Origin of the sequence: Mycobacterium sp. ITM-2016-00318 (assembly GCF_002968285.2) — a bacterium.
In the GTDB taxonomy this organism is placed as follows: Bacteria; Actinomycetota; Actinomycetes; order Mycobacteriales; family Mycobacteriaceae; genus Mycobacterium.
In genome coordinates this window covers 4,191,821-4,207,065 of record NZ_CP134400.1, presented here as the reverse complement: position 1 = coordinate 4,207,065, position 15,245 = coordinate 4,191,821, and the positions used below count along the sequence as shown (strand labels likewise).

Genomic DNA, 15,245 nt, shown 5'->3' with positions numbered 1-15,245 from the left:
CGGAAGACGGGTATCCGTCGGCCGGATGCGGCTGTCTTGTCGAGGTAATCGCTCCACCCGGCGTACACCTTCTCCGCCAAGCCGTAGAGGCTGGCGTGCTCGTCGGCATCGGTGACCTCGGTCGCGATGAACGGGTCGTCGCCGAACTCGCACTGCGGGTTGGCCTTCAGGTTGTAGTTGCGGCGGCCGAAGCGAGGTTTGCGACAATTCAGCGACTGGGAAAGGCGCTGCCCGCCACTACCTGAACGTGTAGGGGCAGGGTGATCCGCTCGTCGTGGTCCTCGAGGCGAACCGTGTAGGAGTGCAACCCGCCGCTCGGTTCGATGGGTAGTGCGATCGGCGGTGTCACCATGAACGCGATCCGGCTCGGCACGGTGAAGTAGGACGACCGCGCAGGCGTCCACTGCTGGCCCGACGGTCCGGCCGCGTCGATGTGCAATCCGAACTGCTTACCGCGGTCCTGCCTGCTGACCTCGCAGAATATGACGCAGCGAGTCGCGAACGCCGTCGCTCCGTCCGCCACCGTCGTCGATGTCCAGCACCCGCCGGTCACATTGAGCATGTCGTCGACCACTTCGGCGTTGTTGGCGAAGAAGGCGTTCGTCAGGCGCATCTCACGAAGCTATCGCATAGGCTCCTGGCATGGTCTAACCGAGGACGACGGCGATCTCGTCGCCCAACCGGTATCCCTCGTTCAGCGGCAGCGAATCGCCGCTCCAGAACTTGCCGGGGTCGAACCAGCTGGTGTGTTTCTCGGTGGTCAGCAGACCCAATTCCTCGTAGGTGATGGCGACGGTCTCGGCGCAGTATGCGGTCTCTAGCGCCACCCGCTCGTCGGCTCGTCTGCGTCGAGCGGACTCGCGAACTCGCTTGTCCACAAATGGGATTCCCCTTGTCCAATCGCTGGCTGTCGGCACCCGCCCGCGGAACCACCGACCGGTCAGACGCGCAGTGCTGGGGAACGGTGTGCCGTCCATTCGCGCGATGACGCGCAGCACCTGGTCTTCCTGCTCGCGGGTGGCGTACGGGGTCAGCTGACGCAGCCAGCACCGCTGCCCGTAGTTGTTGATCCAGCGCTCGACGGCAGCTCTGGCGTCGTTCAGCTGGACCCCGCGATGGTTGGTGCCCGTCCACATGTCCTGCAGCTTGTCGCCGAGTTCGGCATGCCACATCAGGGGCGGCAGGTCGTCCACTGCGACGGTCATGCCGACGTGGTTCACCGGCGCGTTCGTCATGGTCTGAATCGCGCGGTCAGGCTTCGAGTCGCCGCGGAACAGCCAGATGTCGCCCGTGCGGGTCTCGTTGAGGGCGCGCTCGAGGGTGACCGTGTTCGCATCCACGTGGGCAGCTTAGGCACACTGACGGGCATGCGGAGCATCTGGAAGTGGGTTGGCCTGGCCGGTGTCGCCGGCGTCGTCGCTGGTGGGGCATTGGTGGCGCGTGATCAGCGACGCAGGAACTCCTATACGCCCGATGACATCCGGGCGCGCCTGCACCAGCGACTGGCCGAGACGGAGAAGAGCACGGAGAAGAGCTAAGCGACCGCGTACAGGCGGTGCTTGCCTGCGAAGCCCTTCAGTTCGACCTCCCGGCCGTCGTCGAAGCCGATGCCGTCCTGGCCGTCGACTGATTCCCGCACCGACTCGCTGACCAAGGTCTGACCGCCGTCGGCCGAGGCGGCCACCCTCGCCGCCATCGCCACGTTCCTGCCGAACAGGTCGTCGCCGCGGCGCACCGATTTGCCCGCATGGATACCGATGCGTACCCGTATCCCGTTGGGGCGCTTGCGGAGTGCGCGCTGAACGTCGATGCTGCACCGCACCGCCTGCGTCGAATCGGCGAAGGCGACCATGAACCCGTCACCTTGGCTTTTCACGACGTGTCCGTGATGGCTGTGCACACACCGCCGGATCATTTTGTCGTGGCGGCCGATCAGCCGGACCCAGGCGCGGTCACCGATGCGCTCGTTGAGCGCCGTCGACTCCTCGATGTCGGAGAACAGGATCGCCACTTTTCCGTCGGGCGCCAGCCGGGCCAGGTCGGGCCGCTCCACCTCGGCCCAGTCGGCGAGGTCCTCGATCGAGGAGCGGACCGCTGCACCGAACCCCTCTTGCCGGATGATGTTCGCCGTCTGCCACAGGTTCTTGACGGCCTCGCGCCCGCCGGAGAGCAGCATGTTGCGGGCGTCCACCCGGCCGCGCAGCTCTTCGGCCACACGGCGGGTGCGGGTGAACTGCACCCACAGCACGACAAGCGCGACGGCTTCTGCGACGGCGACGGCCGCAAGGACGTAGGCGGCGATCTGCATCCCGTTCACCGGTCAAGTATTGGATGCTGGTTTCATGCAGCAGCAGGCGCCCTACTATGAGAGCCGGTTCATCCGGGCGAACGACCCGAAGCAGGCCCGTGCGCTGTGGATGCGTTGGACGGTGTTGCTGCCCACGGCAGGCGCGCCCGTCGCCGACTCGTGGGTGATGCTCTTCGACCCCGACGGGTCGGGGAACCATGCGCTCAAGCAGCCGCATCCCCTCGACCAGTCCGACTATCGGTACGACCCGTGGAGCGCCCGCATCGGAGCGACGTCCATCGACGACCAGTCGGCGCTCGGGTCGCTGTCGACCGCGGACCGATCGGCGAGATGGGACCTGCGCATTGCTCCCGGCTCCGAGGCGCCGGTCAAACTGCTGACCGAGCGGGGCTACAAAGCCAAGTTTCCGACGGCCAAGACGATGGTTCGCCACCCGCTCGCACGCTTCGACGGCAGCGTGGATCTCGACCACGTCCACTTCGAGGTGGCCGGCTGGACCGGAAGCGTCAACCACAACTGGGGCCGACGCCACACGCCCGCCTACGCGTTCGGCCAGGTCTGCGGCTTCGACGGCGCGCCAGGATCGAGCTTGGAGGTCGTGACCGCACACGCGGCTATCGGCCCCGTGTCGCTGCCTGCCGCCACCCTTCTGGTGTTGCGCCATGACGGGCGGGAGCTTGCCGTGCGTTCGGTGCTCGCGACCCGCCACACCCGCGGCCGGTACCGACCGTGGCGCTGGTCGTTCGGCGCCCGCGTCGACGGTGTCACCGTCGACGGTGAGATCACCGCGCAGCCGGGTGATGTCATCGGGCTGACGTACACCGACACCGACGCCGAGTCGAAGTACTGCTACAACTCCGCACTCGCGACGTGCCGTATCCATCTGTCCGGCAGCGGAATTGCGGCAACCGAACTGACCGCCACGAGGCGCGCGATGTTCGAGATCCTCACCGACATCCGTGATCCGTCCGTTCCGTTGTTGGCCTAGCGCGCGAGCAGACGCATAAGTACCCGGAAAGGGCCTTTTCGAGGAACTTTTCCGTCTGCTCGGCCCATAGAAGGGCGTCTCGCCTGGGGCATCGGCCTTCCGGACGCAGCGAAGCATTGATTGCGTCGTCAATTAGCTGCGTCGGCAACCCGGGAGACCTATGCTTAGCGCGTAAAACAGTCCATGACCGGGGGAGGGGCGCATGGCTGGGCGGAGGCGGTGACATGACCGGCGATCTGCTGACGGGGCGCGATAGCGAACTGGGGACGATTCGTCGCGCGCTGAGTGGGGCGGGCAATCACTGCGGCGTCGTGATCTACGGTGCGGCCGGAGTCGGCAAGACGCGGCTGGCCCGCGAGGTGCTGACCCGCGCGCAGGCCGCAGGTGAACGGACGAACTGGATCACCGGAACGGAGTCCGCCCGCCCTCTACCGCTGGGCGCCTTCACGGGATCCATCATCGAAGCGGCATCCCATTCCATGCCCGATATCGGTCGTCTGATCAATTCGTTTGTCGCGCACCAGCGTCAGGGCAAAGTTCTGATCGGTGTCGACGACGCTCATCTGCTGGACGGACTGTCCGCACACGTCGTGCACCAACTCGCCCAGACGCGTGGGCCGCGACTGATCGTCACCGTGCGCACCGGCGAAGCCGAACCCGACGCCGTCACGGCGTTGTGGAAGGACGGTCTGCTGGCGCGCCTCGACCTTGCGCCGCTGTCGGAGACGGGGACCCGCAGCCTGATCGAGACGACCCTCGACGGCCCGGTCGACGCCCGCAGCGCGCAACGGTTCCGCAAGCTCACCGGGGGCAACGCCCTGTTCCTGCGCCAACTTCTCAGCGACCAGGTGGCCGCGGGCAGGATGCGCCAGGTCGCGGGGGTATGGATGTGGGACGAGCGAGTTGCGGTGTCGCAGAACATCACCGACATGGTGGGTCGGCAACTGGGCGAGCTCTCCGACGGGGTGGCTCTGGTCGTCGACACGCTGTCGCAGTGTGAGCCGTTGGCCGTCGACGTGCTGTCCACGGTGGCTGAACGCACCGACCTGGAGACCGCCGAGCAGATGCGGCTGGTCAACGTGGAGCGCTCGGGCAATGAACTGATGGCGCGGTTGGCGCACCCGCTCTACGGTGAACTCCGGCGGGCGGGCGCGGGCGAGATGTACCTGTCGCGGATTCGCGGCAAGCTCGCCGCTGGGCTAAGCGAAAAGCCCGACGCGGACATGCAATCCACGGTGCGGCGCGCACTTCTCACGCTCGAGTCCGATCTGCCGCCCGATCCCGACCTCTTCGTCGACGCGGCACGTTTTGCGATGACGCTGCTCGATCTCGACCTGGCGGAGCGATTCGCCTCAGCCGCGGTGTCGGCGGGCGCCACGGAAGCACCGGGCGTTCAGGCCATGAACCTGGTGCTGCGCGGTCGAGGCGACGATGCCGAGAAGTTTCTCAAGGAGATCACCGCCGAGGGCAAGGAGGACGCCCACCGATGGTCGACTGTGCGTGCCGCCAACCTGATCTGGACTCTTGGCAGGCCTGCTGACGCCGCAGCCATCCTCGAAGGGCTGACCGCAGATGCGGAGACACCGACCGAACAGGCATCTCGAATTGCAGTGGAGGCCTGCGTCGACGCCGTCTACGGCCAGTGCGAGCGCGCCGCCGAAAAGGCGACCGCGGCACTGGAATCCCAACAGCTCGGCGACTTCCACGCAATGATGGCGTCGTTCGCATTGGCGATGGCGCTTGGCGCACTGGGTCGAGGAGACGAACTCACCGCCGTCGCCGACCGGGCCCTCGAGAGGGCGTCGACGTCATTTCAGACCGCACATCTGCGCTTCTGGTTCGGTGGCGTCTACGCCCGCGCCTGCAGGCTGACCGGCCGCATCGACGACTGCGCGAAGCTCGCCAAGCAGATGGCCGACTCCGTCAACGACGTGCCAGGGCTCGCCTACGCGAACCTGGTGTTCCTTTTGGGCCAGTCCGATCTCATGCGCGGAAATCTGGCGGGTGCGGTCAAGCTGCTGCACGAAGCACTTGCCGGCGTCGAACATCACGGAATCACAACGGGTTTGCGTCCGGCGACCTGTTTCGCGCTGACCGAGGCGCACGCCAAACTGGGCCAGTCGGCCGAGGCGAATGCGGCACTCGAAGAGGCCCGCGCCAACGTGCCCGACACCTACGTTTACATGCACACCGCGCTGGCGGTCGCGACCGGCTGGTCGCTTGCGGCGGGCGGATACCTGTCCGATGCGGTGACGACGGTCCTTGACGCGGCCGCGAAGGCCCGCGAGCGCGGTCAGCCGACCCACGAGTTGGTATGTGTCCAGGTGGCGGCCCAGTGGGGCGATGCCTCCACGGTGGACCGGGCGCGCGAACTCGCGGGTGAGTTGTCGCTGCCGCTGGCCGATGCCGTCGCGCGGCATGTGGAGGCGCTGGCAGCCAGGGATGGCGAGGGACTGCTGGCAGCTTCGAACGAGTATCAGGCGCTCGGTGACAAGGCTGCCGCCGCCGATGCCGCGGCGCAGGCGGCGGTCGCGTTCTCGCACAGTCAGCTGCGTCGACGTCGGCTTTACGCCGCGGCGATCGCGCAGGGGCTCTCCGATGAATGCGGCGGGCTGAGCACGCCTGCGCTGCGGAGCCCGACCGGTCATCCGCTGACCGAGCGGCAACGCGAGATCGTCGAGTTGGCCGTCGCCGGATTGTCCAACAAGGACATCGCGAAACGGCTCATCATGTCGGTCCGCAGTGTCGAGGGTCATCTGTATCGCGCGTGCCAGCGCGTCGGCGCCAATTCGCGCGAGGAGCTTGCCGCCATCATCCGCAGAGGTCCGGCAGCCACGGACTGAGTCCCCGCGGCCGGACAGGACGGGCGAGCTACTAACTCCGGCAACACTGCCGCGGATTTACGGGTACCCGAATAATCGTAAACGGGCTGTTCAAACTTATTGCGACAGAGGGTTTTTCGATGACGCCGAGTTGCGGAGGCGGCGGGGGTTTCGGTAACATCGTTTTCAGCGAAGGGGAGTAGCCCCCAATCGGGTGATCGACACACTGGTCCTGCTGGACCCGGTTCCCGAACCGGCCGAGAGGCCGGTGGGCGAGACCTTCGGCCGTGAACCGTTTCAGGTTGTCGGCCGGAGGCATCCCCACAATCCTCCGATCCACAGCCTCCGACCGAGGAGAACAGGTGTTCGCAGCTCTGCTGCTGAGCTTCGCCGTCATATTCGTCGCCGAACTGGGTGACAAATCCCAGTTGATGGCCATGACGTTCGCACTACGTCACCGCTGGTGGGTGGTTCTTGGCGGCATCACGGTCGCGACCACGGCTGTTCACCTGATCTCGGTCGCGGTCGGCCACTATCTGGGCGCGGCGCTGCCGACGCACCTGCTCGGCATCCTCGCCGGGGTGGCGTTCGTCCTGTTCGGGGTGTGGACGCTGAGGGGCGACAGCCTTTCCGACGACGAGGCGACGCGCGCGCAGCGGTCGACCGCACCGGCGTTCTTCGCGGTCACGTCCGCCTTCGTGCTCGCCGAGCTCGGCGACAAGACGATGCTCGCGACGATCACACTCGCCGCCGACAACGACTGGGTGGGCGTCTGGATCGGCTCGACGCTGGGGATGGTGGTCGCCGACGCTCTGGCCATTCTGGTCGGTGCCATCGCAGGTAAGCACCTCCCCGAGCGGCTCATCCAGCTCGTAGCCGCTGCGTTGTTCGTCGTCTTCGGCGTCTTCATGCTGCTCGACGGCCTCGTGCCCGGTTTGCCGGCCGCGGCCATGATCGTGATCTCGATCGGTGTCGTATCGGTCCTCGGAGCGCTTCTGCGCTCACTGCCGGAGCGGAGGCGGCCGGCGGTGATGCGGCCCGCGCCGTTTGAGCCGACGCTGGACGAAGAAGCGCAGGCAGCCGCTAGAACCCCTCGGTGAGCACCAGCTCAAGGGTGTCGGCATAGAAGTCGGCGGCTTCGACGTCGATGCACAACGGCGGCTTGGTCTTGAGAATGTTCATGTGGTCGCCGGTCGGCTGAATCACCACACCGAGCTCCAACATGCGGTTGCAGATCGCCGCGGTCTCCTCGACGGCCGGCTCCAGGGTGTCCCTGTCGCGGACCATCTCGACACCCAGGTACAGCCCGATACCGTGCACGGTGCCGATGATCGGGTATTTGTCCTGCAGCCCTTGCAGTCTCGCCTTCAGGTGTGCGCCGACCTCCGCGGCGTTCTGCTGCAGACCCTCGTCGCGCAGCGTGTCGAGGACGGTGATACCGATCGCACACGACAACGGGCTCCCGCCGGTTGACGAGAAGAAGTAACCCTGGCTGCGGAACCTCTCGGCGATGTCGCGGCTGGTGATCACCGCCCCGAGCGGCGAGCCGTTGCCGGTCGACTTCGCGACGGAGACGATGTCGGGCACGACGTTCTGTTGTTGGAATCCCCAGAACCAGTTACCCAACCGGCCGTAGGCGACCTGAACCTCGTCGGCGATGGCAAGTCCACCTCCGGCCCTCACCGCGGCGTACACCTGCTCGAGGTAGCGGTCCGGCAGCGCCATGCCGCCCGCGTTGCCGTACACCGATTCGGCGATGAAGCCCGCCGGTGCACGCCCATCGGCGATCATGCCCTCGATCTGGGCTACCGCGTCGACCGCATAACGGTCGGCGTCAGCGCCGCGGTACTTGCCGCGGAAACTGTTCGGCGATTCCACGGTGTGCACCCAATCCGGCCGGGTCGCAAGCGCGTTCGGGTTGTCAGCCACCGACGTCGACACGGCATCGGTGCCGTAGGTCCACCCGTGGTACGCCTCGCGCACCGCGACGACGTCACATCTTCCGGTGGCGGCCATCGCGAGCCGCAGCGCCAAATCACTTGCCTCCGAACCGGAGTTCACCAGGAACACCGTGTCCAGTGGTTCGGGCAACATGGCGGCGAGCCGCTCGCTGAAGTCCACCACAGCCCCGTAGTTGAATCGCGAGTTGGTGTTCAGCTTCCGCAGTTGACGTGCCGCGGTGTCGGCGACTCTCGGGTGGGCGTGGCCGAGAACCGTGACGTTGTTGACCATGTCGAGGTAGGAACGGCCTGCCGTCGACACGAGGAAGTGCCTCCAGCCGCGCTCGATCCGCGGCGGCCTGGCGTAGTAGTGCTCCTGCACGGGTGCGAAGCTTTCGTCGCGCCGGGCCAGCAAGTCGTCGTCGCGGGGCGTGCCGGGCAGGGCGGGAAGCCCCAACACCTGACGCGGGTCGCGGCACAGCGCCAGCCATCCGGTCGCGAGTTCAGCAGTCGTCAGACGCGGCGCGGCGGAAACATCGACGGGCTGGACACGCGCCTTGGCCCACCGGCCAGCGGAGAGTCCGGCGAGAGGATTGCCTGCGCGCACTCGGGCGCCGGCAGTCGCGACCGGGGCGACGCCGGACAGCAGCAGCTCGTAGTCGCCGCCGCGCAGCGCGACGCCGTGCCAAGGAGTGTCGACGACCTCGCCGTCCCATGGCGCCACCAGACGGGTGTCCGCTGCAGACCACATGCTGATGCCCGTCGGCACGACGTTGGGACTGTCCTGACTCAGCGGCGGCGCGTACCTCATTCGAGGCTGACCGAAGCGGGTGACAACGAGTGCGGCGCCGTTATCGACTGCCTCCCTTGCCAATTCATCTTCGACAGTTGGCCGGAGCCACCCACCGGCTTCGAAAGCGAAGTCGTACGCATCCGACTGTGGAGACAGGTCCAACGTCACCACCGCGTCGAGGTTGAGTCCCTCGATGAGGGGCGCGTCCACCGACACGGGCTCCGGCTCGTCCGCGAGCCCGAGGTCCGCCTTGATCAGTGCGGTCATCACATCGACCGGAATTGAGGTGGCCTGCTCGAACATCCGGATCTCGCCCTCGGTCTGCTCGGTGACGTACGCGTTGTCGGGGTCGAGGACGGCCTGTTGTGCGCCGCTGACGATCAGCACGGCGGTGCGCAGCACCAAGAGCGGCCACAGCGCCTCGGCCTCGTCTGCGCTCAGCGGCCGGATCGCGTGAAAGGCCCTCACGCCGGGCAGGATCGAGGTCGGATCGCTACCGGCGTGACCGAGGACCGACGACACGGTGATCGCCAGTTCGGACACCGCCCAGGTGTGCGACAGGTCGCCGAAGTCGATGACGCCGTCGGGGCATGCGGCCCCACCCGACCCGCGGGTCACGACGACGTTGGCATCGGTCAGGTCCAGGTGAGTCGCCTGCCGCGGCAGACTGTCGGCGAGTGGAGCGATCCGCGACCAGGCGACCGCAACCGCCTGCTCGACTGCCGCCCTTCGCCCCGGATCACTGACGTGGGAAAGCAGTTGGGTGACGACATCTGCGCCGTAGCGCAGATCCCACTGCAGGGCGCGGTCGAGTCCGGGATGGTCGAATCCGGCCAGCGCGCGACTCACCCGGCCCGCCACCTCGCCGAGGCCCGCGACGGCCGCCGGAGGCAGGTAGCCCGATTCGTACAGGGTTCCACCCGGCAGGTATTGCAGCAGGCGGGCATACGCGGTCGTGTCGAGCAGACCCGTGATCGCTGTGCACTTCTCACCGGCCAGGTTCGGCATCGGCACGGCGATCCGCAGCGACGGCTCGGTTTCGGCGATCAGGTCGGCCGCGGCATCCTGGGCGTCCAATTCCGTTGCGTTGAAGGCCGGGTTGGCGATCTTCAGGATGCCGATGACGTCGCCGGTGCCGTGGATGACGAAGTTGCAGTCCTGGTTGCTGCCGAGCAATTTCGCTCGTGCCGATATCCCGTAGTGCTTCTCGACGATCTGCTCCGCCTGCGCCTCGGACAGTTGGGGGCCCGGCAGCTCCGGCTCTTCGAGAAAGTTGAAGCCGACCGTGCGGCGCGACGTGCTCACCGGTTGACGAACTCCACGACGACGTCGCTGAACGCGTCGTTGTCGTCGCCGGCGGCGGTGTGACCGGCATCCGACAGCTCGACGAACTCGGCATCGGGGACCTTGGCCAGGAAGTCATCGACGCCTGCCTCGCTGACCACATCCGACAGCCTGCCCCTGATCAACAGGATCGGGATGGTCAACGACATGACAGCCTGCTCCAGCTTCGCGACCCGGACGAATTTGTCGTCGGCAGGCACAGTTAGAAAGGCCGGATCCCAATGCCAGAACCAGCGCCCGTCGCGCAACCGCAGGTTCTTCTTCAGTCCCTCCGGACTGCGCGGCTTTGTCCGGTACGGAAGATACGAGGCGACGGCGTCGGCGGCCTCGTCGAGTGACTCGAACCCGTTCAGACCGCTCGCCATGAACTCGCGGATGCGGGCGCTGCCGTCCTTCTCGTATCGCGGCACGACGTCGACGAGGACCAGCTTCGTCACCTTCTCCGGTCCCGCTTCGTGCGCGACGGGCATGGCCGTCATCCCGCCCATGCTCGCCCCGATCAGAATCGTCGGCCGTCCGATCTGGTCGAGCACCGAGTGCGTGTCGGCGCACAGCGCGTCGACGGAGTAGTTGGCATCGGGTGCGCGGTCGCTGTCGCCGTGACCGCGCGAATCGAGCGCGATCACGTGTAAGCCGTCGTCGGCCAGGATCTGGCAGGTGCTTTTCCACGAGTACCGGTTCTGTCCACCGCCGTGCAGGAACAGAACAGACGGCCGATCAGCCGCCGCCGGTCCGCGATTCCATTCGTCTGCGATCAGGGTGAGGTCGTCGGCACCCCGAAACTTCACCGTTTGTGATCCGCTGTGTCCAGTGCTCACCGACGTCCCTTCGACAAACCCCGCGCTCACGTTACCCAGCGGAAAATTGTCCCTTTCACCGATGGTGAGAAATGTCGCCGGATGGCCGTCCCTACAATTTGCGAACGTGCAGCCCGATTCGCCGAACCTCGATGACCGCCAGGGCATCATCGACGCCGCGTACCGCTGCCTGTCTGAAGCGCACAGCGGCCCCATCCCGGTCGCGGCGATTCTCGAGCGCGCCGGGCTCTCCACCCGGGCGTTCTACCGCCATTTCGCCTCGAAGGACGAGCTGTTCCTGGCGATGCTGCGGCAGGAGGCCGATGCGCTCACCGATCGGCTTGACCGCATCGCCGAGGAACTGCCCGGCGATCCGGTCAAGCAGCTGACGGCGTGGGTCGAGATGATGTTCGTCCTGGCCCACGATCCCGAGCTGCGTATGCACCTCACCGTTATCGACTCCGACGAGGTGCGCGCCGCCAAGGGCTACCGGGACATGCGCGAGCGCCTGCACGCCGACCGGGAACGGTCGCTGGAACGGGTCCTCGCGCGCGGACGCGACGACGGCTCCTTCCCGCTGGCGCGACCGCATACAGATGCGGTCGCGATCAGCGCGATCGTCAGTCGGGAACTGACGATCTCGGGAGCCGGCAGCGACGAGGATCTGCAGCGCGCCCGCGCGCGGGTGCTCGACTTCGCGTTACGGGCGTTGGGTGCGGCCGGCGCCCGCTAGATGAGTTTCGGCGGGTGGCGGAGTCTGCCTGTGTGTAGCTGATCGCCGTTGGAGAGGACGCCCGCATGCCCGCCATCACCCCCTGTCTGTGGTTCGACAACAATCTCACCGAGGCCGCCGCGTTCTACGCTGCGATTTTCCCGAACTCCTCGGTCGGCGAGTTCTACAGGGGCACCGATGAGGGCGGCGGCGATCCGGGTGAGGTGCTATGGGGCTACTTCGAGCTGGACGGCACGCGGTTCATGGGCATCAACGGTGGTCCCCACTTCCACTTCGACGAAGCGGTGTCGTTCATGGTGCACTGCAAGGATCAGGCCGAGGTCGACTACTACTGGGACCGGCTCGTCGACGGCGGCGAGGAGTCACAGTGCGGCTGGCTCAAGGACCGCTTCGGGCTGAGCTGGCAGATCTGCCCGGACCGGCTGCTCGAGTTGACTTCCGATCCTGACCCGGCGCGCGCGGCGGCCGCCGACAAGGCGATGCAGGGCATGCGCAAGATCGTCATCGCCGACCTGGAATCGGCTGTCGCCAACCTCTGAAACCGGTCAGGTCCGCAGTCGTGCGATCCACTCGACGGTGGCGTCGCTGATCGGCTCGACGTCGGCGACCTTGTCGCATGCGGCCACCATCAACGACGCCTCCGACAGGATCGCGATCAGTACGCGGGACAGCAGCTGGCCGCGCTTCGTCGAGTCGACATCGAGCACGCCCATCCATCGATCGAAAAACGTGAGCGTGTTCTTTCGCCGCAGGTGTTCGAAGTCGACGGGGACATCGCCGGAGGCCATCATCATCGCCGCCTGCCGGTTCTCCCAGATCGCGGTGAGGTAGGCGCGCACATGTACGGCGAACGCCTCCTGGCTGTCGAGGTCGTCAGCCGTTGACGCGGCCTCGGCCAAGCGGAGCTCGACGTCGGTTGACAGGCGGTCGTAGATCGCCAGGAACAACTCTCTCTTGCCGCCGAAGTGGTGGTAGATGCTGCCGATGCTCGCCCCGGACCGCTCGACGATGTCGGCCATCGTCGCCGCCGAGAAACCCCGGGTGCGGAAGACCTCGGTCGCGGCGTCGAGGATGCGCTGCTGCGTGGCGTCGGTCCTGGCCCAACGCCGCGTCGGCGTCGTCATGGAAACAAGCTAGCGCAGTCCACTCGATTCCTGGAACTTTGTTCTAGAGGAATCACCCGAGGTTGTTCGATTTCTCGTCTGCGGGCGTGGCCGCCGGGAACTTTCCAGCTTCCGGCACGTAGTTTGGACCCGACTAGCGCGCGAAGACGCAGGCCGCGACGGCCCGTCGCGCCACGGAGGAGCGAACATGGCAGACGATGCTGCCCCTGACGGGCGACTGAGCGAGGAGGCGTCGGCGGCGAGCGACAGGGCCGATGCCGACGACGACGGCGCTAAGACCGAGACCGAGGACGATGCCGCCGCCGATGGGGTGGACGACGTAGCGCCCGCCAAGACTCCGATGTCGCATGTGCGGCTCGCCACGACTCTCGGGCTGGCTGCCGTGGTCGCGCTGGCGGCACTGTGCGGATGGCTCGGGTTTCGCACCTACCAGTCGTACACGGCCGCGCAGGAGCGCAACCTGTATCTCCAGGTCGGCCGGCAGGCGGCGTTGAACCTGACCACGATCGACTTCGAACATGCCGACGAGGACGTGCAGCGGGTGCTGGACTCATCAACAGGCACGTTCTACGACGATTTCGAGGCGCGGGCACAGCCGTTCAAGGAGGTGGTCAAGCAGGCGAAGTCGAAATCCGTCGGCACCATCGCCGAAGCGGGGGTGGAAACCGAGAACGAGGACGGGGCAGAGGTGCTCGTCGCGGTAACCGTGAGGACCTCCAACGCCGGTGCGGCCGAACAGGAGCCACGCGCCTGGCGGATGCGGATCACGGTGCAGAAGGTCGGCGACGAAGCGAAGGTGGCCAACGTGAGGTTCGTATCGTGACCGATGACAAGCACGCGACCGAAGAGACGGTCGAGGACTCCGCGGCTCGGCTGGCCACCGACGACGACGCAGCCGAAGTGCGGGGCAGGCACGCGGCGGCCGACGCACCCGTTCTCACCGCCGAGGACGAGGCCGCGGTCGCCACGTTCGCCGAGCCCGGGCGCGAACGCGACTGGTCACGGATCGTCGCCTTCGGTCTGCTGCCCGCGGTCGCGTTGCTGCTCGCGATCTGCGCCGGTGTGCTGAAGTTCGTGGACTCGGGTGTGCGCGACAGCAACGCCGCTAGCGAGCAAGCGATACAGGCCGCGAAGGACAGCACCGTTGCGTTGCTCTCTTACGAGCCCGACACCGTCGAGCAGCAGTTGACGTCCGCGCGGGACAGGGTCACCGGTGAATTTCGGAATCAGTACACCGACCTGATCACCAACGTCGTGATTCCCGGCGCCAAGGAGAAGCAGATCGCCGCGGTGGCCACCGTGCCCGCCGCGGCGTCGGTATCGGCCAATCCCGGCCACGCGGTCGTGCTGCTGTTCGTCAACCAGACCGTGACCGTCGGCGACGGCACGCCAACCGACACCGCGTCGAGTGTCCGCATCACGCTGGACAGAACGGGCGATCGCTGGCTGATCTCACAGTTCGAACCGGTGTAGCCGCCGTCATGGACGAGCCCGGATGGATCGACGTTGCGACTCCCTCGGTCCAACTGCGCGCGTTGACGTGGGGGCCGACAGACGCGCCGATCGCGTTGTGCCTGCATGGCTTTCCTGATACTGCCCGTGGCTGGCGAAAAGTGGTTCCGCAGCTCGTCGACGCGGGCTGGCGGGTGGTGGCCCCGTACATGCGCGGATATGCGCCGTCGTCGATACCTGCCGACGGCAGCTATCACGTCGGAGCACTGATGGACGATGCGTTACAGGTGCTGGAAGCGGCCGGCCCCACCGCCCGCGACGTCGTCATCGGACACGACTGGGGCGCGATGGCCGCCGCCGGCCTCGCCGCACTGCCCGACAGCCCGTTCACCAAGTCGGTGATCATGTCGGTGCCGCCGTTCGCCGCATTCCAGCCGTGGGGCCGGGCGCCCGACCAAATCAGGCTGGTGGCCCAGATACCCAGGCAACTGCTTCGCAGCTGGTACATCATGTACTTCCAACTCCCTTGGCTCCCCGAGCTTTCGGCATCCCACGTGGTGCCGATTCTGTGGCGTCAGTGGTCGCCGGGCTACGACGAGGTCGACGAGGACGCGCGGCTCGTCGAGGATGCGATCGGCGCGCCGGAGAACTGGCGTGCCGCAATCACCATGTACCGGCAGAACTTCCGCCGCACCAAGCCGCCCGACGAATACGCGGAATTCCATTCGCTGTTCATGAAGCAGCCGATGGTGCCCTTCCTGTACCTGCACGGGGACGACGACGGCTGTATGGCGCCGGATTACATCGCCTGGGTCGAGCGGATACTTCCTCCCGACGGAGACGCTTTCGTGGTCGAGGGAGCGGGGCACTTCCTGCAGCTGGAGCAGCCGGATGTGGTCGCGGGCCACATCGTCGACTTCATCGGGCGAGTCTGACCGCAGGTC

At 66.7% G+C, this 15,245-nt stretch carries 15 protein-coding genes; 9 read left to right on the top strand and 6 right to left on the bottom strand.

What is annotated here, in order from left to right; genetic code table 11:
• Positions 1 to 208: 208 nt before the first annotated feature.
• Positions 209 to 613, bottom strand: a complete 405-nt coding sequence (locus C6A82_RS20540) for a hypothetical protein (protein WP_105344928.1) — start codon at positions 611 to 613, stop codon at positions 209 to 211.
• Between the two features lie 34 nt (positions 614 to 647).
• The gene (locus C6A82_RS20535) at positions 648 to 1,340 is read right to left on the bottom strand and encodes a guanylate cyclase (protein ID WP_105344929.1); all 693 of its coding nucleotides are present in this window, start codon (positions 1,338 to 1,340) and stop codon (positions 648 to 650) included.
• 27 nt (positions 1,341 to 1,367) lie between these two features.
• On the opposite strand from C6A82_RS20535, the gene C6A82_RS20530 reads away from it, so the two are divergent.
• Positions 1,368 to 1,538, top strand: a complete 171-nt coding sequence (locus C6A82_RS20530) for a hypothetical protein (protein ID WP_105344948.1) — start codon at positions 1,368 to 1,370, stop codon at positions 1,536 to 1,538.
• Here C6A82_RS20530 and C6A82_RS20525 read toward each other — a convergent pair.
• Positions 1,535 to 2,308 (bottom strand): adenylate/guanylate cyclase domain-containing protein, encoded by a 774-nt coding sequence (locus C6A82_RS20525; protein WP_105344946.1) that lies wholly within the window; start codon positions 2,306 to 2,308, stop codon positions 1,535 to 1,537. The two genes, C6A82_RS20530 and C6A82_RS20525, sit on opposite strands and share 4 nt — an antisense overlap.
• Positions 2,309 to 2,342: 34 nt before the next feature.
• Here C6A82_RS20525 and C6A82_RS20520 point away from each other — a divergent pair, with 34 nt between their 5' ends.
• The 3 genes from C6A82_RS20520 to C6A82_RS20510 all read left to right on the top strand — a co-directional run bounded on the left by C6A82_RS20520 (position 2,343) and on the right by C6A82_RS20510 (position 7,218).
• Positions 2,343 to 3,296 carry a hypothetical protein gene (locus tag C6A82_RS20520; RefSeq protein WP_105344931.1) on the top strand — a complete coding sequence of 318 codons (954 nt, stop codon included), beginning with the start codon at positions 2,343 to 2,345 and terminating at the stop codon, positions 3,294 to 3,296.
• Positions 3,297 to 3,520: 224 nt separating this feature from the next.
• The gene (locus tag C6A82_RS20515; protein ID WP_105344933.1) at positions 3,521 to 6,139 is read left to right on the top strand and encodes a LuxR C-terminal-related transcriptional regulator; all 2,619 of its coding nucleotides are present in this window, start codon (positions 3,521 to 3,523) and stop codon (positions 6,137 to 6,139) included.
• Between the two features lie 341 nt (positions 6,140 to 6,480).
• The gene (locus C6A82_RS20510) at positions 6,481 to 7,218 is read left to right on the top strand and encodes a TMEM165/GDT1 family protein (RefSeq protein WP_105344934.1); all 738 of its coding nucleotides are present in this window, start codon (positions 6,481 to 6,483) and stop codon (positions 7,216 to 7,218) included.
• On the opposite strand, the gene C6A82_RS20505 is transcribed toward C6A82_RS20510, so the two are convergent.
• Positions 7,202 to 10,156, bottom strand: a complete 2,955-nt coding sequence (locus tag C6A82_RS20505; RefSeq protein ID WP_105344936.1) for an aminotransferase — start codon at positions 10,154 to 10,156, stop codon at positions 7,202 to 7,204. The genes C6A82_RS20510 and C6A82_RS20505 overlap by 17 nt on opposite strands.
• Complete coding sequence (locus C6A82_RS20500) at positions 10,153 to 11,013, bottom strand: alpha/beta fold hydrolase (protein ID WP_105344950.1); 861 nt, start codon at positions 11,011 to 11,013, stop codon at positions 10,153 to 10,155. Before C6A82_RS20500 ends, C6A82_RS20505 begins: the two co-directional genes overlap by 4 nt.
• 106 nt (positions 11,014 to 11,119) lie before the next feature.
• Here C6A82_RS20500 and C6A82_RS20495 point away from each other — a divergent pair, with 106 nt between their 5' ends.
• The gene (locus tag C6A82_RS20495; RefSeq protein WP_199193760.1) at positions 11,120 to 11,725 is read left to right on the top strand and encodes a TetR/AcrR family transcriptional regulator; all 606 of its coding nucleotides are present in this window, start codon (positions 11,120 to 11,122) and stop codon (positions 11,723 to 11,725) included.
• Positions 11,726 to 11,790: 65 nt separating this feature from the next.
• Positions 11,791 to 12,264, top strand: coding sequence for a VOC family protein (locus tag C6A82_RS20490; protein WP_105344938.1), 474 nt, complete (start codon positions 11,791 to 11,793; stop codon positions 12,262 to 12,264).
• A gap of 6 nt (positions 12,265 to 12,270) precedes the next feature.
• Here C6A82_RS20490 and C6A82_RS20485 read toward each other — a convergent pair whose 3' ends face one another.
• Entirely contained in the window at positions 12,271 to 12,849 is a 579-nt protein-coding gene (locus C6A82_RS20485; RefSeq protein WP_105344939.1) for a TetR/AcrR family transcriptional regulator, read from the bottom strand.
• 187 nt (positions 12,850 to 13,036) lie between these two features.
• On the opposite strand from C6A82_RS20485, the gene C6A82_RS20480 reads away from it, so the two are divergent.
• From C6A82_RS20480 to C6A82_RS20470, 3 genes are read left to right on the top strand one after another with little or no spacing between them, the layout of a single operon-like run.
• Complete coding sequence (locus tag C6A82_RS20480; RefSeq protein ID WP_105344941.1) at positions 13,037 to 13,672, top strand: Mce protein; 636 nt, start codon at positions 13,037 to 13,039, stop codon at positions 13,670 to 13,672.
• Positions 13,669 to 14,322 carry a hypothetical protein gene (locus C6A82_RS20475; RefSeq protein WP_233216914.1) on the top strand — a complete coding sequence of 218 codons (654 nt, stop codon included), beginning with the start codon at positions 13,669 to 13,671 and terminating at the stop codon, positions 14,320 to 14,322. Before C6A82_RS20480 ends, C6A82_RS20475 begins: the two co-directional genes overlap by 4 nt.
• 8 nt (positions 14,323 to 14,330) lie before the next feature.
• Positions 14,331 to 15,236: an alpha/beta fold hydrolase gene (locus C6A82_RS20470; RefSeq protein ID WP_105344942.1), complete on the top strand. Its 906-nt coding sequence runs from the start codon at positions 14,331 to 14,333 to the stop codon at positions 15,234 to 15,236.
• The last annotated feature ends 9 nt before the right edge of the window (positions 15,237 to 15,245 follow it).